Origin of the sequence: Plantibacter sp. Mn2098 (assembly GCF_049319745.1) — a bacterium.
GTDB lineage: Bacteria > Actinomycetota > Actinomycetes > Actinomycetales > Microbacteriaceae > Plantibacter.
Genome location: NZ_JBMOUH010000003.1, coordinates 216,758 through 236,380, shown reverse-complemented (window position 1 = coordinate 236,380; position 19,623 = coordinate 216,758). Strand labels below are relative to the sequence as shown.

14 protein-coding genes are annotated in these 19,623 nt (G+C 66.1%); 6 read left to right on the top strand and 8 right to left on the bottom strand.

Going from position 1 to position 19,623, the window contains the following annotated elements; all coding sequences use genetic code 11:
* Window positions 1-97 precede the first annotated feature (97 nt).
* Window positions 98-1,801: an ABC transporter family substrate-binding protein gene (locus ACL9RL_RS06600; RefSeq protein ID WP_422779417.1), complete on the bottom strand. Its 1,704-nt coding sequence runs from the start codon at window positions 1,799-1,801 to the stop codon at window positions 98-100.
* 220 nt (window positions 1,802-2,021) lie between these two features.
* Window positions 2,022-3,737, bottom strand: coding sequence for an ABC transporter family substrate-binding protein (locus ACL9RL_RS06595; RefSeq protein ID WP_422779416.1), 1,716 nt, complete (start codon window positions 3,735-3,737; stop codon window positions 2,022-2,024).
* A gap of 289 nt (window positions 3,738-4,026) precedes the next feature.
* On the opposite strand from ACL9RL_RS06595, the gene ACL9RL_RS06590 reads away from it, so the two are divergent.
* From ACL9RL_RS06590 to ACL9RL_RS06575, 4 genes are all read left to right on the top strand, one after another.
* Window positions 4,027-5,010: an ABC transporter permease gene (locus ACL9RL_RS06590; RefSeq protein WP_422779415.1), complete on the top strand. Its 984-nt coding sequence runs from the start codon at window positions 4,027-4,029 to the stop codon at window positions 5,008-5,010.
* A gap of 7 nt (window positions 5,011-5,017) precedes the next feature.
* The gene (locus ACL9RL_RS06585) at window positions 5,018-5,947 is read left to right on the top strand and encodes an ABC transporter permease (protein ID WP_422779414.1); all 930 of its coding nucleotides are present in this window, start codon (window positions 5,018-5,020) and stop codon (window positions 5,945-5,947) included.
* Window positions 5,940-8,027 (top strand): dipeptide ABC transporter ATP-binding protein, encoded by a 2,088-nt coding sequence (locus tag ACL9RL_RS06580; protein WP_422779413.1) that lies wholly within the window; start codon window positions 5,940-5,942, stop codon window positions 8,025-8,027. The genes ACL9RL_RS06585 and ACL9RL_RS06580 overlap by 8 nt, the downstream gene beginning before the upstream one ends.
* Window positions 8,028-8,152: 125 nt before the next feature.
* Window positions 8,153-8,740: a hypothetical protein gene (locus ACL9RL_RS06575; protein ID WP_422779412.1), complete on the top strand. Its 588-nt coding sequence runs from the start codon at window positions 8,153-8,155 to the stop codon at window positions 8,738-8,740.
* 160 nt (window positions 8,741-8,900) lie between these two features.
* On the opposite strand, the gene ACL9RL_RS06570 is transcribed toward ACL9RL_RS06575, so the two are convergent.
* From ACL9RL_RS06570 to ACL9RL_RS06555, 4 genes are all read right to left on the bottom strand, one after another.
* Window positions 8,901-10,652: a dipeptide ABC transporter ATP-binding protein gene (locus tag ACL9RL_RS06570; protein ID WP_422779411.1), complete on the bottom strand. Its 1,752-nt coding sequence runs from the start codon at window positions 10,650-10,652 to the stop codon at window positions 8,901-8,903.
* Window positions 10,649-11,617, bottom strand: a complete 969-nt coding sequence (locus ACL9RL_RS06565; RefSeq protein WP_422779410.1) for an ABC transporter permease — start codon at window positions 11,615-11,617, stop codon at window positions 10,649-10,651. Before ACL9RL_RS06565 ends, ACL9RL_RS06570 begins: the two co-directional genes overlap by 4 nt.
* Window positions 11,607-12,536 carry an ABC transporter permease gene (locus tag ACL9RL_RS06560; RefSeq protein WP_422779409.1) on the bottom strand — a complete coding sequence of 310 codons (930 nt, stop codon included), beginning with the start codon at window positions 12,534-12,536 and terminating at the stop codon, window positions 11,607-11,609. The genes ACL9RL_RS06565 and ACL9RL_RS06560 overlap by 11 nt, the downstream gene beginning before the upstream one ends.
* A gap of 73 nt (window positions 12,537-12,609) precedes the next feature.
* Window positions 12,610-14,220, bottom strand: coding sequence for a peptide ABC transporter substrate-binding protein (locus ACL9RL_RS06555; protein ID WP_422779408.1), 1,611 nt, complete (start codon window positions 14,218-14,220; stop codon window positions 12,610-12,612).
* Window positions 14,221-14,574: 354 nt separating this feature from the next.
* Between ACL9RL_RS06555 and ACL9RL_RS06550 the strand changes: the two genes are divergently transcribed.
* Together ACL9RL_RS06550 and ACL9RL_RS06545 are read left to right on the top strand one after the other, a co-directional pair.
* Window positions 14,575-15,351: a CPBP family intramembrane glutamic endopeptidase gene (locus tag ACL9RL_RS06550; protein WP_422779576.1), complete on the top strand. Its 777-nt coding sequence runs from the start codon at window positions 14,575-14,577 to the stop codon at window positions 15,349-15,351.
* A 103-nt stretch (window positions 15,352-15,454) separates the two neighbouring features.
* Entirely contained in the window at window positions 15,455-15,940 is a 486-nt protein-coding gene (locus ACL9RL_RS06545; RefSeq protein ID WP_422779407.1) for a peroxiredoxin, read from the top strand.
* A 360-nt stretch (window positions 15,941-16,300) separates the two neighbouring features.
* Here ACL9RL_RS06545 and gcvP read toward each other — a convergent pair whose 3' ends face one another.
* Window positions 16,301-19,243 (bottom strand): aminomethyl-transferring glycine dehydrogenase, encoded by a 2,943-nt coding sequence (gene gcvP / locus ACL9RL_RS06540; protein ID WP_422779406.1) that lies wholly within the window; start codon window positions 19,241-19,243, stop codon window positions 16,301-16,303.
* A complete protein-coding gene (gene gcvH / locus ACL9RL_RS06535) occupies window positions 19,243-19,617 on the bottom strand; it encodes a glycine cleavage system protein GcvH (protein WP_422779405.1) in 375 nt (124 codons plus the stop codon). Before gcvH ends, gcvP begins: the two co-directional genes overlap by 1 nt.
* Window positions 19,618-19,623 lie beyond the last annotated feature (6 nt).

Genomic DNA, 19,623 nt, shown 5'->3' with positions numbered 1-19,623 from the left:
CGGTGACGGGCGCCGACCGATGCCGCCTCCTCCCCCGGGACGGCGACGGCCGCGAGTGGAGGGATCCACCCGCGGCCGCCGGAACGTCGACCGGTTGTTACTTCTTCCAGCCCACGTTCTTCCAGATGACCGTCTCGAACTGCGACGGGCCGTAGTTCACGAGGCCCTTCTTGACGCCGTAGACGAAGGGCTCCGGGTACAGCGGGAGCGTGGTCGCCAGTCCGACGAGCTTCTGGTCGATCTGCTTCGCGAGGTCGAGCCGTGACGCGGGGTCGAGGTCGGCGTTCGCCTTGTCGAAGTCCTCACCGAGGCTGTCGTTCGTGACACCGGGGAAGTTCTGTCCGGAGTCGGCCGGGTAGAAGATCGACTTCGTGCTCGAGATCGGGAAGGGCGTGCCCTGCCAGGCGAAGAACGTCGCGTCGAAGTCGCGCGTCGACGTCGTGATGTACTTCGTGAAGAAGTCATCGGACGGGACGGTGTCGATCTTGACGTCGAAGCCGGTCTCCTTGGCCTGAGCCTGGACCTGCTGCGCGACCTCTGCCGAGTTCGGGTTGTCGGAGGGGATGACGAAGCGCACGCTGAGCTTCTTGCCGTCCTTCTCACGTGTTCCGCTGCCGGTCCAGCCGGCGTCGTCGAGGAGCTTCTTGGCACCGTCGACGTCGTAGCCGAGCACCTTCGTCGCGTCGTCCTCGTAACCGGCCTGGCCTGGCTGGAAGATGAGGTTGTCGAGCAGGGTGACGGGGGCCTCGACGCCGGACAGGCGCGCCTGGGCGATCACCTGACGGTTGAGCGACTTCGCGAAGGCCTGACGGACCTTCTCGTCCTTGAAGACGTCGCTAGTTCCGTTGAGGGTGATGTGACGGTAGCTGGGGCTCAGCGAGCGCTCGATCTCCGCATCGCTCCGCTTCTGAGCCGTGGCGTAGTTGTCGGCGTTCAGGTACAGGTTGATGAGGTCGAGTTCGTTGTTCGCGAACGCCTGGGCCAGACCGGAGCGGGACACAGCCTTGAAGATGATCTTCTCGAGCTTGGGCTCGTCGCCCCACCACTTCGGGTTGCGCTCGAAGGTGACGACCTGGCCGGTCGCGTCGATGTTGCTGACGATGAAGGGGCCGCCGGAAACGAGCGTCGTGCCGTCGGCCGCGTACGGACCGGTCGCCCACAGCTTGTTGAACGAGTCGGGCGTCGCACCGAGCCACTTGGGCCAGATGTTGCCGAGGATGGACGGCCAGTCGGCGTTCTTCTTGCCGAAGGTGATGAGGACGTCCTGCGGGTTGTCGCCGGCCGTGATGGAGGAGATGTCCTCCCAGACGTTCGTGGCGATCGGCGCGTACGCAGCGTCCTTGCCGTTGAGCGACTGCCAGGTGGAGATGAAGTCGTCAGCGCTCATCGGCGTGCCGTCCGACCACACCGCCTTGGGGTTGATCTTGACCTCGACGACCTGCGGGTCGTCGCTCTTCAGGGCGACGGAGTCCGCGTAGTCCTTGTTGGCCTCCCAGGTGCCGTCCTCCTTGATGTTGACGTAGGCGGCCGTGTAGATGTTCGTCAGGAACTGGTCGTCGACCGTTCCGGAGTCGAGGTTGTTGAGGTTCCAGTTCGCGGGGATCGCGTCGACGGCGAGCGTGAGCGTCCCGCCATCGGCGATGTCGCCGCGGTCGGCCGTGGTCCAGCCGGTGCTCGGCAGCGCCGGGCCGGATGTCGAGGAGCCGCCGCTGGGTCCGCCGCCGCCCGTGCACGCCGTCAGCGCGAGCGCGACGATCGAGACACTGGCGAGGATCAACCCGCGTTTCTTGTGGGAACTCATAGAGGTCCACCCTTTCGTGACATCGGAATGCGCCGCGTATCTGCCGAGACTCAAGCAACATACGTGGCGCAAGTGCAATGTTCACCATCCTGCACCCGGATGTCCACCACACCCCAATGGGTGTCGGATCGTTACCGATTCGATTTCTGTTCGAAACGCGACGATGCGCGTGCGCGGATCACTCCGCACACGCGCATCGGCCTCTTCTCGTGTCAAACGGCTACTTCGCCCAGCCCACCCGAGTCCAGTCGATCGATTCGAACTGTGCAGGCCCGTAATTGACGAGTCCCGACTTCACGCCGTACGTGAACGGCACCGGGAACAGCGGCAGCGTCCCGGCGAGTGCGACCACGCGCTCGTCGATCTGCTGCACGATCTCCAGGCGCTTCGCCGGGTCGAGTTCTGCGTTGGCCTGCTTCCACAATCCGGCGAGCGCGTCATCGGTCACGCCGGGGTAGTTCTGGCCGGCATCCGCCGGCGAGAAGAGCGATTCGGCGTCCGAGATCGGGAACGCCGTACCCTGCCAGTTGAACGGCGCGGCATCGAAGTCCCGTGCTTCCGCGTTGATGTACTTCGTGAAGAAGTCATCGCTCGGGACGGAGTCGATGACGACCTCGAATCCGGCTTCCTTCGCCTGCGCCTGAACCTGCTGCGCCGTCTCCGAACTCACCGGATTGGCGGAGGGGATGACGAATCTGACCGACAGCTTCGCACCATCCTTGGCGCGGACGCCGTCCTTCCCCGGCTTCCACCCGGCGTCGTCGAGCAGTTTCTTGGCTCCGTCGAGATCGTATCCGAGCACCGTGGAGGCGTCGTCGGTGTACCCGTCCTGGCCGGGCAGGAGGATGAGGTTGTCGAGCAGCTGGATGGGCGCGTCGATGCCGCCGAGCCTCGCCTCCGCGAGGACCTGCCGGTTGAGGGACTTCGCGAACGCCTGCCGCACCGCCTGGTCACTGAACACCGCCGAACGCCCATTGAGCGTGATGTGGCTCCACACGGTGCCGAGCGATCGCTGGATCTCGGCATCGGCCCTGCCCTTGGCCGTCGTGTAGTTGTCAGTGGTGGTGCCGATGTTCATCACATCGATCTCCTGGTTGGCGAACGCCTGCGAGAGTCCGGCGCGCGACACCTGTTTGAAGATGATCGAGTCGAGTTTCGGCGTGTCGCCCCACCATGCAGGGTTGCGCTCGAACGTGACGACCGCGCCGGTCTGGTCGATCGTGGAGGCGATGAACGGCCCACCGGAGACGAGTGTCGTGCCGTCCGCGGCGAACGGACCGGCAGCCCAGAGGGTGTTGAAGTGCTCGGGCGTGTCTCCCAACCAGGCCGGCCAGATGTTGCTCAGCATGGACGGCCAGTCGGCGTTGACGTCGGCGAACGTGATGACCACGTCCTGAGCGCTCTGCCCCGCCGTGATGGACTCGACGTCCTTCCAGAGATTCGTGGAGGTGGGCGAGTACGCCTCGTCCGTGCCGTTCAGGGATCGCCAGGTCGAGACGAAGTCGTCGACGCTCATGGGGGTGCCGTCCGACCACACCGCCTTCGGGTTGATCTTCACCTCGACGACCTGCGGGTCCTCGCTCACGAGCTCCACCGATTCGGCGAAGTCCGGGTCCGCAGCCCAGGATCCGTCCTCCCCGATCGTCACATAGGTGGCGGAGTAGAGGTTGGTGAGGAACTGGTCGTCGACCGTTCCGGCGTCGAGATGGCGGACGTTCCAGTTGGCCGGCAGCGAGTCGATAGCGAGGGTGAGCGTGCCGCCGTCGGTGACGGCGTCCGGCTCCGCTGCCGTCCACCCCGTCCCGGCGAGGTGCGCGCCGCCCGTGGTCGCGTCGCCGTCTGGCTGCGGGCCGCCTGTGCACCCCGTGGCCAGGAGTGCTGCGAGGACGAGGCCGGTCGTGCCGGCCGCGATTCGCCTGTGTTGTGTGAATCCCATCGAACATGTTCCTTTCGTCGGGCATCTCCGTACTATGCTGTGTAAACATGAGGCACAGATACTTTAGACATCATCGCATTGCGCGATGTCGACGCGTTCGGATCGCGGCCGGATCGTTACTTTCCAGGCGTTCAGCCACAACATGCCCGAAACATACGTTTCGTTTCCTTGTGCTCGTCCCCGTTTTCCGTTTCCGACGATCGTGGGGTTACAGTGTCTCCACCCGCACAACGGGAGCCCCGATGTGGGGACAACGACGTTCCACATCCCAATACCGCAAGGCTGGTACATGATCGGATTCATAGCTCGGCGCTTGGTGAACTACGTGTTCCTTAGTGCGATCGCCACGATGCTGGGGTACGTGCTCGTGAGCGCGACGCTCAAGCCGGGAGCCCGCTTCCTCGGGAAGAACCCACCCGTTCCACAGGCATCCATCGACGCAGCCCTCGACAAGATGGGGGTGAACCCGGACGTCCCCATCCTCGAACGGCTGTGGCACTGGCTCACCGAACTCGTCACGACCGGCTCGCTCGGCATCAGCACACGCGGCACGCAGGTCACCGCCGACATCTTCGAACGCGCAGGCACGAGCCTCCGACTGCTCATCATCGGGACCATCCTGGGAGCCGTCATCGGCGTCGCACTCGGCGTCTGGGGCGCCGTCCGCCAGTACAAGGTCAGCGACCAGACCATCACGTACGCGTCGTTCGCCATCCTCGCGACGCCCGTCTTCGTCCTCGGCATCCTGCTGATGATCGGCGCGACGTCGTTCAACCAGGCCGTCGGCACGAACGTCATCAACTTCACCGGCGAATACACCGCCGGGTTGCAGGGCGGGTTCTGGACGCAATTGGGCGATCGGCTCATCCACCTCCTGCTGCCGACCATCACCCTGACGGTCGGAGCGGTCGCCACCTACTCGCGGTACCAGCGCAGCGCCATGCTCGACGTGATGTCGGCCGACTACATCAGGACGGCCAGGTCCAAGGGCCGCCGCAGGGGCTCGGCCATCGTGCGCCACGGCGTGCGCGTCGCCCTCATCCCGATGTCCACGTTCTTCGCGTACTCGTTCGGCCTCATCCTGGTCGGCGCGACCGTCACCGAGAACGTCTTCAGCTGGCACGGCATGGGCGAGTACCTGCTCACGAGCGTGTCGAACGCGGACATCAACGCCGCGACGGGAACCATCCTCTTCACCGCGATCCTCGTCCTCATCGCCGGAACGTTGTCCGACGTCATCTACGCAGCCCTCGACCCGAGAGTGAGGGTCTGACATGGCCATGACCGATCCGACAACCACCACCGTCGGCGACACCGTCATCCTCCGCGACGAACCACCGACGCAACCGGCCAGGTCGCGCTCCCGCGGCAGCATGATCTTCCGCAAGGTCATCGCCACGAATCGAGCGCGCATCGGTGGCGGCGTGCTGCTGTTCATCATCCTGTGGGCGTTCATCGGCCCGCTCCTGTATCCATGGTCGTTCACGGACCAGGACGGCCTCGCGTTCAGCCAGCCACCGTCGCTCGACCACTGGTTCGGGACCAACAACATCGGCCAGGACGTCTACGCGCAGACGCTCGTCGGGCTGCAGAAGTCGCTCGTCATCGGTCTCATCGTCGGACCGGCCGCCGCGCTCATCGCCGGCCTGGTCGGCGCGGTCGCCGGGTACCTGGGCGGCGTGTGGGACAAGGCGATCATCTGGGTCATCGACCTGCTCCTCGTCATCCCGAGCTTCTACCTCATCGTGCTGCTCAGCCCCGTGTTCCGATCGCTGTCGTGGCTCGCGCTCGTGGTCTTCCTCGCCCTGTTCGGCTGGATGGTGCTCGCACGCGTCATCCGCGGCCAGACCATGTCGCTGCGCGAACGCGAGTACGTCAAGGCGGCCAGGTTCATGGGGGTCCCCGGATTCACGATCGTGCGCCGCCACATCCTGCCGAACGTCGCATCCCTCCTGATCATCGATGCGACACTCGGCATCGGGGCCGCGATCCTCTCCGAGACCACGCTGAGCTTCTTCGGCTTCGGCGTCCAGGCGCCTGACGTGTCACTCGGCACCCTGCTCGCGCTCGGCAGCACGGCGGCGGTCACCAGACCGTGGCTGTTCGTGTTCCCCGCCGGCATCCTCATCATCACCGTGCTCGCGTCCAGCCTCCTCGGCGACGCGCTCAGGGACGCGATCGACCCGACCTCAGGAGCCAACCGTGACTGACCCCATCGCCTCACCCCCGCTCCTGTCGGTCCGCGACCTGAGCGTCACCTTCCCCAATGGCGGGAACCCGGTGCACGCCGTCCGCGGCGTCTCCTACGACGTCGCGAGGGGCGAGTTCCTCGGCATCGTCGGCGAGTCCGGCTCCGGCAAGAGCGTCTCGTCCATGGCGGTCATGGGCCTGCTCCCCACCAATGCCGTCATCGAGGGCAGCATCCGCTTCAACGGCCAGGAGCTCCTCGGACAGGACGACCGGGAGCTGTCCAAGGTTCGCGGCAGCGAGATCGCGATGATCTTCCAGGACCCGCTGTCCGCGCTCACCCCCGTGTACACGATCGGGCAGCAGATCGCGGAGGGCTTGCGTCTGCACGATGCGAAGCTCACCCAGCGTGCAGCCGAGGTGCGAGCGATCGAGTTGTTGCGCGTCGTCGGCATCCCCAACCCGGAGCGGCGGGCGAAGGCGTTCCCGCACGAGTTCTCCGGCGGAATGCGGCAACGGGCCATGATCGCCATCGCGATCGCCAACGACCCGCAGCTCATCATCGCCGACGAGCCGACCACGGCACTCGACGTCACGATCCAGGCGCAGATCCTCGAGGTGCTGCAGGAGGCCAAGGACATCACCGGTGCTGCCGTGGTGCTCATCACGCACGACCTCGGCGTCGTCGCAGGCAATGCCGACCGCGTCGCCGTGATGTACGCGGGCCGGATCGTCGAGTCTGCTCCGGTGCTCCCGCTCTTCCGTGAGCCGATGATGCCGTACACGATCGGGCTGCTGCGCTCCATGCCCAACATGGCGGTGTCCCAGCAGGACCGTCTCGTCCCGCTCGAGGGGCGTCCGCCGCTGCTCACCCAGGTGCCGACGGGGTGCCCGTTCGCGCCGCGCTGCCCCGCCGCCGTCGCAGCGTGCCTCGACGGGGAGCCGCCGCTCGCGCGTGTCCACGACGCCCAGGACTCGAACCGGCTCGCGGCGTGCATCCGCGCCGACGAGATCGCAGACGGCGAGCTCCTCCGCGGCGAGATCTTCCCGCGGCCGGAACCGGTGCCGGCCGATGAGGTCGCCGAGGTGGAGCCGGTCACCGTACTCGACGTCCGCAATATGAAGCGCGCGTTCCCGCTGACGAAGGGGACCGTGTTCCGTCGCGTCATCGGCACGGTGAAGGCCGTCGACGGCGTCTCGTTCACGGTCGACCGGGGTCGGACCCTCGGCCTCGTCGGCGAATCCGGTTGTGGCAAGACGACCACGATCATGGAGATCCTCGAACTCGCCGGCGCCCAGTCCGGCAGCATCCGGGTGAACGGCGTGGACACCTCCACGCTCAACAAGCGCGACCGCCGCAAGATGCGCGGCGACATCCAGGTCGTCTTCCAGGACCCGATGGCATCCCTCGATCCCCGCATGACGATCGAGGACATCATCGGCGAGCCGCTCACGGTCCTCGGGACGTCGAAGGCGGACATCCGTCGCAAGGTGTCCGACATGCTCGAACTCGTCGGGCTCGAACCGAGCTACGCCGACCGCTACCCGCACGAGTTCTCCGGCGGCCAGCGCCAGCGCATCGGCATCGCCCGCGCACTCGTGGTGGAACCGAAGATCCTCGTGCTCGACGAACCGGTCTCCGCGCTCGACGTCTCGGTGCAGGCCGGTGTCATCAACCTGCTCGAAGATCTCAAGGAACGCCTCGGGCTCTCCTATCTCTTCGTCGCACACGACCTCGCCGTCGTGCGGCACATCGCCGATGACGTCGCGGTGATGTACCTCGGGCGGATCGTGGAGTACGGACCGTCACAGGAGATCTTCGAGCGACCGAAGCACCCGTACACCCAGGCGCTGCTGTCGGCCGTGCCTGTGCCTGATCCGGAGATCGAGAACAGCCGCAAGCGGATCCTGCTGAACGGCGACCTCCCCTCCCCCAGCGACGAGATCACCGGATGTAACTTCCGCACCAGGTGCCCGCTCTACCAGCTCATGCCCGCCGACAAGCGGGCGATCTGCGAGCAGGACGACCCGGTCGAGCGTCCCGTGGACGGGCGACTCGTCGCCTGCCATCACGCGGAGAGCGACCGGCTGGTTCCCGCCTGAACCCTGCCGGACACAGTCAGCGGGACAGCTGATCCTGACCGAGCGGAGGGTCAGGCATCGCGCCTCACGGGCGCCCTGAGAGGATGGTCGGTGTGAATGACGCATCGAATACCCAGAATCGACGAGTGACGCTCCGTTCAACCGGCGGGTACTGGATCCTCGCGGTGACCGCTGCGCTCATCGTGTTCTTCATCATCGATGCCGTCTCCCGCGGTGCCTGGACCTTCGCGCTGCTCGCCCTGCCGTGGGAGCTTCTCGCCGTGTGGGTCGTGTACGTCGTCCTCGTGCGCCCGTGCATCATCATCGAGCCGACCAAGTTGAGCCTCGTGAACGTGGGCCGGGTGCACGAGATCCCGTGGGGTCGCATCCGCGAGGTCGCCTCCCGCTATCAGCTGGTCATCGAGCTCACCGACGGGCGGAGGATCGTCAGCTGGGGTGCACCGACCACCGGGCTCGACCGCCCCTCCATCATGGGCGACCGCTCCGGGCGGCAGGGAGTCGACTACCAGGATCGTGCGCAGGGCGTGCGGCGTCCCGGCCGCGCGGACGGCGCCGGTCCGAACGCGAACCGCCTCGTCGAGGAGGCCCACGAGCGGTGGGCGCGTGTTGATGTCGACGGTCCGACGACGGTCACGTCCCGGCTCGACGTGCCGGCCGTCGCCGTTGCACTCGCACTCGTCGCCTGGGGCATCGCCTCGGCGCTCCTCGGCTGATCAGGGTCCCACCGGCCAGACGCGTGCATCGACGCGTCGCGGAGAGGTCCTGGCCGAATGAGCCGGACGAGCCGGGCAAACGAACAAACGGGCAAACGAAAGAGCCGCGCTGTGTCTCCACAGCGCGGCTCTTCGTTCTGTTCAGCTCGTGCAGTGCGTACTACAGGCCCAACTCGATGCCGGCGCCCGGGATCGCGTCGAGCAGTTCACGCGTGTACTGCTGCTGCGGGTTCTCGAACACGGAATCGGTTGTGGACGCTTCCACGATCCGGCCCTTCTGCATCACGGCGACGTTGTCCGCGATCACCCGGACGACCGCGAGGTCGTGGGTGATGAAGAGGTACGTCAGCTGCAGTTCAGACTGGAGGTCGGCGAGCAGCTGCAGGATCTGCGCCTGCACCAGCACGTCGAGCGCTGACACGGCCTCATCGAGGACCACGATCTCCGGCTTCAACGCGAGCGCACGCGCGATCGCGATGCGCTGACGCTGGCCGCCGGAGAGCTCGTTCGGGTATCGGGTGCTGACCGTCTGGGGCAGCGACACCTGATCGAGCAACTCCAGCACACGCGCACGGCGAGACGCCCGGTCGCCGACACCGTGGGTGACGAGCGGCTCCGCGATCGTGTTGCCGATGTTGCGCAGCGGGTCGAGCGAACCGTACGGGTCCTGGAACACAGGCTGCATCTTCCGGCGCAGCGCGAGCAGGCCCTTGCGGTCGAGCCCTTCCATCTCCCGTCCACCGATCCGGATCTTGCCGGAGGTGGCCGTCTCCAGCTGGAGCAGGAGCTTCGCGACCGTCGACTTGCCGGAACCGGACTCGCCGACGAGCGCCATCGTGGTGCCCCTCGGGATCTGGAAGGACACGCCGTCGACGGCCTTCAGCTCCCCGGAGTCGCCCTTCTGACCACGGATCTTGTAGATCTTCGTCAGATCCTGCACAACGATCGCCGGCTCTTCGTTCGCAAGGCCGGAGTGCGCCTCGGCGCGGGCCTCGGCTGCGGCGATCAGGTCGACGCCCTCCGTGGCCTTCGTCGCCTCGTACGTGAGCGTCTCCAGCGGCGCGGACGCCGACTGGATGCGACGCGATGCGAGGCTCGGGGCCGCCGCGACGAGACGCTGCGTGTACGGGTGCACCGGGTTCTGCAGGATCTCGACCGACGGACCGGCCTCGACGATCTGCCCCTTGTACATCACGATCAGGTTGTCGGCGCGTTCAGCGGCGAGCCCCAGGTCGTGGGTGATGAAGAGCAGCGCCGTGTTGCTGTCGCGCGTGAGCGTCTCGAGGTGGTCGAGGATCTTCCGTTGCACGGTCACGTCGAGCGCCGAGGTCGGCTCGTCGGCGATGAGCAGCTTCGGGCTCGACGACAGACCGATGCCGATCAGCACGCGCTGGCGCATGCCGCCCGAGAACTGGTGCGGGAACTGCTTCAGACGACGGTCGGCATCCGACAGACCGGCCTGCTTCAGCACCTCGATGGCGCGGGCGCGGACGGCCTTCTTGCCGGTGGCGACGCCGTTCGCACGGATCGCCTCCTCGACCTGGAAGCCGATGTTCCACACCGGGTTGAGGTTCGACATCGGGTCCTGGGGCACAAAGCCGATCAGGCGACCGCGGACGTCCTCGATGTCCTTGTCGGACAGTTTGGAGAGGTCGCGACCCTCGAAGAGGATCTCGCCGCCCGAGATCTTGCCCGTGCCAGGCAGGAGGTTGATGACGGCGTGCGCCGTCGTCGACTTCCCGGAGCCGGACTCGCCGACGATCGCGAACGTCTCGCCAGGCATGATCTGGAAGTTGATCTTCCGGACAGCCTGCACTGTGCCGGACTGGGTCCGGAACGAGACCTCGAGGTCCTTGACTTCGAGCAGCGGCTGCTGCGCCGAAGCGCTTGCAGTGGGAATCGTGTTGGTCAACGCAGGACCCTCGCCTTCGGGTCGAGCGCATCCCGGAGGACCTCGCCGAGCATGATGAAGCTGAGCACGGTGAGTGACAGCGCGATCGAGGGGTAGACCAGAACCTGGGGCGCAGTGCGAATGTCCTGCTGCGCCTGGCTGATGTCGTTACCCCACGACATGATCTGGCTGCCGAGTCCGACACCGAGGAACGACAGGGTCGCCTCGGCGACGATCGCAGCGGCGAGCGAGATCGTGATGACCACGATGACCGGAGCGATCGAGTTCGGAAGCACGTGGCGCAACAGGATCTTGAACCGGGAGACGCCGAGCGCGATCGAGGCCTGGACGTAGTCCGAGTTCTTCACCCTGAGCACTTCCGCCCGGAGCACACGGGCCACGGACGGCCACGCGAACAACCCGATCGCCAAGGAGATCGTCCAGACACTCCGGTACTTCGCGAGCACCGACATCACGACGACGGCCGCGAGGATGTAGGGGATCGAGAAGAAGATGTCGCCGATGCGGGACAGGACCGAGTCGACCCAGCCGCCGTAGAAGCCGGCGAAGGCGCCGAACACGATGCCCAGGACGGCCGTGATGAGCGTGACGATGAGACCGACGGACAGTGAGGTGCCGGTGCCGAAGATGATCCGGGAGTAGACGTCGCAACCCTGCTTCGTGAACCCGAGGATGTGTCCGGCCTCCGGACCGCCGTTGCTGTTCGACAGGTAGCACTGGTCGTTCGGCGGGGTGTGCGCGAACAGCCCGGGGAACAACCCGACGAGGACGATCAGGACGATGAGGACCGAGGAGATCCAGAACATCGGCTGACGGCGCATGTACTGCCAGGCGTCGGTCCACAGGTTGCTGGGTTTCTCGTCCACCCGGAGGGCGTCGATGACGGCGAGCGGTGTTTCGTCGAGCGGTGCGACGAAGTGCTTCGGCGACCGCTTGGCGGTCGGCTCGTGATCGTTACTTGACATAGCGGATCCTCGGGTCGAGCACTGCGTACAGCAGGTCGATGACTAGGTTGATGGCGAGATAGAACAGCACCATGACGGTGACGAAGGACACGACCGTGGGTCCTTCACCGCGCAGGATGGCCTGGTAGAGGGTCCGTCCGACACCGGGCACGTTGAAGATGCCCTCCGTGACGGTGGCGCCGACGATCAGGACGCCGAAGTCGACCGCGAGGTACGTCACCACGGGGATGAGGGAGTTCCGCAGGATGTGCACGGGCACGATGCGTCGCCTGCTGAGGCCCTTCGCGTACGCCGTGCGTACGAAGTCGAGAGACTGCGTCTCGATGACCGAGCTGCGCGTGAGCCGGACGATCTGCGCGAAGCTGATCGTCGCGAGCACCAGCGCCGGCAGTATCAAGTCCTGTATCGGGGCACCGGCCCCGACCGTGGGTCTGAACCACCCCAATTGGATGCCGAACACGTACTGGGCGACGAACGCGACCACGAAGACGGGGAGCGAGATGAGGATGAGGCTGACGACCAGGAAGGACGTGTCGAAGATGCCGCCCTTGCGCAAGCCGGAGACGAGGCCGATCGTGATGCCGGCGATCATCTCGAAGATGACGGCGAGCACTGCGAGGCGGAGGGTGACCGGGAAGGCCTGCGCGAGGATCTCGCTGACGGGCTGTCCAGAGAAGGACGTTCCGAGGTCACCGTGGAAGATGCCGCCCAGGTACAGCAGATACTGCACGATGAAGGGCTTGTCGAGGTTGTACTGCTCACGGAGCTGCGCGATCTGCGCCGCACTCGGCGTCTTGTCGCCGAACAACGCGAGCACGGGATCACCGGGCAGCGCGAAGACCATGAAATAGATGAGGAATGTCGTGCCGAGCAGGACCGGGATGGCCTGAAGGACACGACGAAGAATGTAACCGCCCATTGTAAGGGACTCCTGAACTCGTGGAACTGGGTGGGCCCGGTTACCGGACCCACCCAGCTATGCCGCTACAAGACTACTTGGTGATCTCGTAGTAGAGCGGAACCGAGTTCCAACCGAACTGAACGTTCTTCACGCCTTCGGCGTAGCCGCCGCTGACGTTCTGGTACCACAGCGGGATTGCAGGAAGGTCCTTGAAGAGGATCGCCTGAGCGTCCTGGAACTTCTTGTTCGCTGCGTCGAGGTCCGCCTCGCTTGCACCCTCTGAGAGGAGCTTGTCGAACTCGGGGCTGGAGTAGTCACCGTCGTTCGAGGAAGCACCCGTCGCGTAGAGCGGTGCGAGGAAGTTGTACAGACCCGGGTAGTCGGCCTGCCAACCGGAACGGAAGGCCGTCTGGATCGAGCGGCTCGTGATGCTGGCGCGGAAGTCGCTGAACACGGCGACCGGTGCACCGGATGCGTCGATGCCGAGCGTGTTCTTGATGCTGTTGGAAACAGCATCGACCCATGCCTGGTGCGAACCATCAGCGTTGTACGCGATCTGGAACGTGCCGCTCCACGGCGCGATGGCGTCGGCCTGAGCCCACAGTTCCTTGGCCTTCTTCTCGTTGTACTTCAGGACATCGCTGCCCTCGATGTCCTTCGAGTAGCCGTCGATCACCGGGGAGGTGAAGTCGGTGGCCGGCGTGCGGGTGCCGTTGAAGATCACCTTGGTGATCTCGTCGCGGTTGATCGCGTAGGAGATCGCCTCGCGACGCAGCTGGCCTTCCTGGCCGCTGAAGTGCGGCAGGCGAGACGGGATCGTGAAGGACTGGAAGATCGCGGCGGGCTGGTTGACAGCGCGGTCGCCGAGGTCCTTCTGGAACGTCGAAGCAGCCGAGGTCGGGATCTGGTCGAGCACGTCCAGGTTTCCGGCCAGGAGGTCGGAGTACGCACCGTCGAGGTCCTTGTAGAACGTGATCGTGAGACCACCGTTCTTCGCCTCACGGCCACCCTTGTAGTCGTCGTTCTTGACGAGGGCGATGGACTCGTTGTGCTTCCAGGCCTTGTCGTCCGCCAGCTTGTACGGGCCGTTGCCGATCGGGTTCTGGCCGAAGGCGTCGGTGACCTTACCGCTCGCGTCGAACGCCGAGGCGGGCAGCGGGTAGAAGGCCGAGTAGCCCAGGCGCAGCGGGAAGTCGGAGACAGCCGAGGTCAGCTTGACCGTGAAGGTGCTGTCGTCGACGACGTTGAGACCCGTGAGGGGCGTGCCGTCCTCGTTGAAGCCTTCGATGTCCGAGAAGAAGGATGCGTTCTTGCGCTTGTTGACAACAGCGTCCTGCCAAGCCTTGACGAACGACTCCGACGTGACGTCCTCACCGTTGGTGAACTTCTCGCCGGTCTTGATCTTGATCGTGAAGTTGGTGGAGTCGGTCGTGTCGATCGACTGCGCGACGTCGTTGACGGGCTTGCCGTCAGCACCGTAGTAGCGGAGACCTGCGAAGATCTCGTCGATGATCTTGCCGCCGCCGACCTCGTTGGTGTCGCTCGGGATGAGGCCACTCTCCGGCTCGGAGCCGTTCGTGGTGATGATGGACTTCGCGCTGCTGGTGCTCTCAGAACCTGATCCTCCACCGGAACAACCGGTGAGGGCGAGAGCCCCAACTGCGATGACTGCGGTGGCGATGCCGAACCGACTGAACTTCACAGTTCCTCCTCTTGGAAAGGGCAAGCGAAAACTGCGCGTTGTGCGCGCTGAGTCCGCTTCTTGAATACTCTGACGATAAGAACTGGAAGGGCGAAGAGCAAACTCACGCCGGAAACGTTACATAGCGGTAACCGAACCGACGAAATCTTGCTTGGAGCGGGGTTTCCGTGCAGAAATCCCGCTCGCGACGCAACAGATCGACGCGCTTCGCAAGAGTGCTGCAAACGCCTGCTGTCGGGTTATATGGATCGTATCCATCGCGGGGTGCTTCGCGCCCATCGTGCAGCTCTCATCTGGTAGGGCGAGAATGGTGCAGTGACCTCACCGATCCCGTCTTCGACGCCAACGCCAGGGCTGCTCCCCTCCCCCATTGGAGACAACCGGAGACGGTGGTGGGAGATCGCGATCGTCCTGGGTCTCAGCCTCGGCGCATCGGCCGTGTACTCGCTCATCAGCTTCATCAACATCTCGACGAAGGACGTTCCGCTCTCGGATCAGTCCACCGGGCTCAACCAGTCGGAGTCGACGAGGCAGTGGCTGGACTTCAGCTATCAGTTCCTCGGGCCGTTCTTCCAGCTGATGCCCGTGGCGCTCGTGGTCTATCTCCTCTGGCAGCCTGGCCGCACGGGATTCGCGAGGCTCGGACTCGACCTCCGCTCGCCGTGGCGGGACCTCGGTCGCGGCGCCGTCCTGTTCCTCGTCATCGGCATCCCCGGCATCGGCGTCTACGCACTCGGCCGGGCGCTCGGGGCGACGGTCGCCGTCAGCACCTTCCCCGACCCCAGCTACTGGTGGACGATCCCCATCCTCGTGTTCTCCGCCATCCGGGCAGGCCTCCAGGAGGAGGTCATCGTCGTCGGCTACCTCTTCACGCGCCTGCGGGAGATCGGGTGGGGCTGGTGGACCATCATCCTGTCGACGAGTGTGCTGCGCGGCAGCTACCACCTGTATCAGGGAGTTGGGCCGTTCTTCGGGAACGTGGCGATGGGCATCGTGTTCGGGTGGTGCTACAAGCGTTGGGGCCGGGTGATGCCGCTCGTGATCGCCCATGCGATCATCGACATCGTCTCGTTCGTCGGGTACCCGCTGGCGGTGGCGTGGTGGCCGGCGATCTTCGCGGCGAAGTCCTGATTCCGTTCTCGGAGCCTGCTGCCCAAGACTGTTCCCGAGTCCGTTCCCTGAGTCTTGGCCGCTTCGGGGCGGTGTGCGATCCGACCGGGCGTACAGTCTGAGCATGGCCAAAAAAGCACAGGTCGGCGATGCCGCGCCCGAGTTCACCCTCCCAGGCGTCACCGTCAATGGAGCCGATGCCGAACGGCAGGACTTCTCCTTGGCGGCCGAGCTCGGACATCCGGTTGTGCTCGTCTTCTACCCCGGCGACGAGACGGCGGTCTGCACCGCGCAGCTGTGCTCGTACCAGTCGGAGCTCGGATCGTTCGCCGGCCTCGGTGCGACGGTCTGGGGCATCAGCTTGCAGGATGTCGACAGCCATGAGCATTTCGCACGCAAGGAGCGTCTCGGCTTCCCGCTGCTCGCCGATGTCGGTGGCGCGGTCGTCGATGCGTACGGTGTCGGCATGCCAGGTCTCGGCCTGCGGCGTTCGGTGTTCGTGATCGATGCCGCCGGCGTCATCCGCTGGAAGCACGTCGCCCTCGTCGGGGCGACCTTCCGCAGCGCCGACGAGATCCGCAAGCAGCTCGAGCTCCTCCCCACCGCCTAGCCCTCGCCCCGCCGCCTCCCTCCGCCACCTCCCGCCTCGCCCCGCACTTCTCTTCCACAATTCAGGAACATTTGCGCGATTCAGGACGATCGAGGCGGATTTGCTGCGGAATCGTCCTGAATTCCGTCAGAGTTCCTGAATTCTGCAGGGCCCAAGGTGCGAGGGATGCTCGGAATTCCGGAAGTGTGGACGCAAAAAGTGGCTCCGGAGGACGAAAACGTCCTCAGGAGCCACTTCTGTCGCAGGAAGTCCGGAATTCTGGACTGACCCGCGGGGTGCGATGCGCGACACACGCCAGCACGCGGCATGCACGAGGCGAGCGCGCCCGGGCGAGGCGAGCGCGCCGGCGGGAGGCGCTGCCTACTCGAAGGCCTCGGGCGGCGGGCACGCGCACACGAGGTTGCGGTCGCCGTAGGCCTGGTCGATGCGACGCACGGGCGGCCAGTACTTCGTCCGCACGAGCGTGTGCACCGGGTAGACGGCCTGTTCGCGCGTGTAGGCGTGCGCCCACTCGCCCTCGATGACCGACTGGGCGGTGTGCGGGGCGTTGACGAGCGGGTTGTCGTCCGCAGGCCACTCCCCCGCGGCAACGGCGTCGGCCTCTGCCTTGATCGCGATCATCGCGTCGATGAAGCGGTCGATCTCGGCCAGGTCCTCGCTCTCCGTCGGCTCCACCATGAGCGTGCCGGCGACCGGGAACGACATCGTGGGCGCGTGGAAGCCGTAGTCGACGAGGCGCTTCGCGACATCGTCGTTCGTGATGCCGGTGGCTTCCTTGAGCGGACGCAGGTCGAGGATGCACTCGTGCGCGACGAGCGCGTTCTCACCCGTGTAGAGCACGGGGTAATGCTCCTGGAGCCGGGTCGCGATGTAGTTCGCCGCGAGGACCGCGGAACCGGTCGCTTCGCGCAGGCCTGCGGATCCCATCATGCGGACGTAGGCCCACGAGATCGGGAGGATGCTCGGGCTGCCGTACGGCGCAGCCGAGACCGGTCCGCCGGCGTGGACGACCGTGCCGCCGCCGAGGAGCGCGTGCTCGTCGCGCTGCGCGAGCGGGTGCCCAGGCAGGAACGGGGCGAGGTGCGCCTTCGCGGCGACGGGGCCGACACCTGGGCCGCCACCGCCGTGCGGGATGCAGAACGTCTTGTGCAGGTTGAGGTGCGAGACGTCGCCGCCGAAGTCGCCGAAGCGGGCGTAGCCGAGGAGCGCGTTGAGGTTCGCACCGTCCACGTAAACCTGGCCGCCGGCGTCGTGCACGGCCTTCGTGATGTCCTTGACCTCGTGCTCGTACACGCCGTGCGTGGACGGGTAGGTGATCATCAGCGCTGCGAGGACATCGGCGTTGGCCTCGACCTTGGCGCGGAGGTCGTCGAGGTCGACGTTGCCGAGTTCGTCGCACGCGACGACGACGACCTTCATGCCCGCGAGGACGGCCGATGCCGCGTTCGTGCCGTGAGCGCTCGACGGGATGAGGCAGACGGTGCGGTCGAGGTCGCCGTTCGCGCGGTGGTACCCGCGGATGGCGAGGAGGCCGGCCAGCTCGCCCTGGCTGCCCGCGTTCGGCTGCAGGGACACGGAGTCGTAGCCGGTCACCTCGGCGAGCCACGTCTCGAGCTGGTCGATGAGCTGGAGCGAGCCCTCGACGTCCTCGCGCGGCGCGAAGGGGTGGAGGCCTGCGAACTCGGGCCAGGTGACGGCTTCCATCTCGGTGGCGGCGTTGAGCTTCATCGTGCAGGAGCCGAGCGGGATCATGCCGCGGTCGAGCGCGTAGTCGCGGTCGGCGAGCTGCTTGAGGTACCGCATCATGGCCGTCTCGGAGTGGTGCGTGTTGAAGACGGGGTGGGTGAGGTACTCGGTCTCGCGGCGGAGGTCCTCCGGGAACTCTGCCGCGCCGGCCGGAGCGAACGCGAAGAAGGAGGCGCCCTGCTCGGCGAAGATCGATGCCGGAGCTTCGACCTCGACACGCGTTCCCGTGCCGAGGAGCTCGGTGAGCTCACGGACGAGGGTGGAGCCGTGATCGAGGTCGTCGGCCGTGACCTGGTCGAAGCTGAGCGACACGGTCGTCTCGTCCACGGCGCGCAGCAGGATGCCGCGTGCGTGGGCCGATGCGACGACGGCCGCAGCATCGGGCACACGCACGAGGAGCGTGTCGAAGTAGTGCTCGGACACGACGTCCGCGCCAGCGGTGCGGAGCGAGTACGCGGCGCGAACGGCCGTCGCATGCACCGACTGCGCGATCCGGCGGATGCCCGCCGGGCCGTGGTAGACCGCGTACATCGCGGCCATCACGGCGAGGAGGACCTGCGCCGTGCAGATGTTGCTCGTCGCCTTCTCGCGGCGGATGTGCTGCTCGCGCGTCTGGAGCGTGAGCCGGTACGCGGGGTGGCCCGCTGCGTCCTGGCTCACGCCGACGAGGCGGCCGGGGAGCTGACGTTCGAGGCCCTTGCGGACGGCCATGTAGCCGGCGTGCGGTCCGCCGAAGCCCATGGGCACGCCGAAACGCTGGGTGGTGCCCACGGCGATGTCCGCCCCGAGCGAACCCGGCGAGGAGATGAGCGCGAGTGCCAGCAGGTCGGCTGCGACGACCGCGAGGCCGCCCCGCCCCTTGACCTCGGCGATGACCGCGGCCGGGTTCCAGATCCGGCCGCTCGCGCCCGGGTACTGCACGAAGACGCCGAACGCGTCTGGGAGCGCGTCACCGGCGATGGCGGCGGCGGAGAGATCGATCTCGACGAGCTCGATGCCGACGGCCTCTGCGCGGTTCGCGAGGAGCGCCTTCGTCTGCGGGAACGCGTCGGCGTCCACGATGAAGGTGTGCGATGCGGACTTCGAACCGCGGCGGGCGAGAAGCATGCCCTCGACGACGGCCGTGCTCTCGTCGAGCATGGACGCGTTGGCCGTGTCGAGCCCCGTGAGGTCGGAGACCATCGTCTGGAAGTTGATGAGGGCTTCGAGGCGGCCCTGCGAGATCTCCGGCTGGTAGGGCGTGTACGCCGTGTACCAGGACGGGTTCTCGAGCACGTTCCGCTTGATGACCGCCGGCGTGATCGTGTCGTAGTAACCGAGGCCGATGAGGCTGCGGTTGACCGTGTTGCGCGCGGCGATGGCTCGCAGCTCGGCCAGCGCGGCGCGCTCGCCGATCGCGTCCGGGATGCTCGACGAGGCGAGCTGGTCGGCCTTGATGGCGTCCGGCACGGCGGCGTCGAGCAGCGCGTCGACGGAGTCGTAACCGATGGCCGAGAGCATCGTCGCCTGCGCGTCGGCATCGGTCCCGATGTGGCGCGTGGAGAAGCGTTCCGCCATTACTCGCCCACCACTGCTGCGTACTCGTCCCAGCTGAGGAGGGTCGTCGGCAGCTCCGCGAAGCGCACCGAGATGAGCCATCCGGTGCCGAACGGGTCTGCGTTCACGATCGACGGGTCGTCGATCACGGCGTCATTGACCTCGACGACCGTGCCGTCGATGGGCGCGAACAGCTCGCCGACCGACTTCGTGGACTCGATCTCGCCGACGATGGAACCGCCGGTGATCTCACCGCCCACAGCCGGCAGGTCGACGTAGACGACGTCGCCGAGCTTCTCGGCTGCGTAGTCGGTGATGCCGATGACGGCGAGGTCGCCCTCGACGCGGATCCACTCGTGCTCGGCGGTGTACTTGAGTTCGGTCTTGTCGGCCATGTCGGG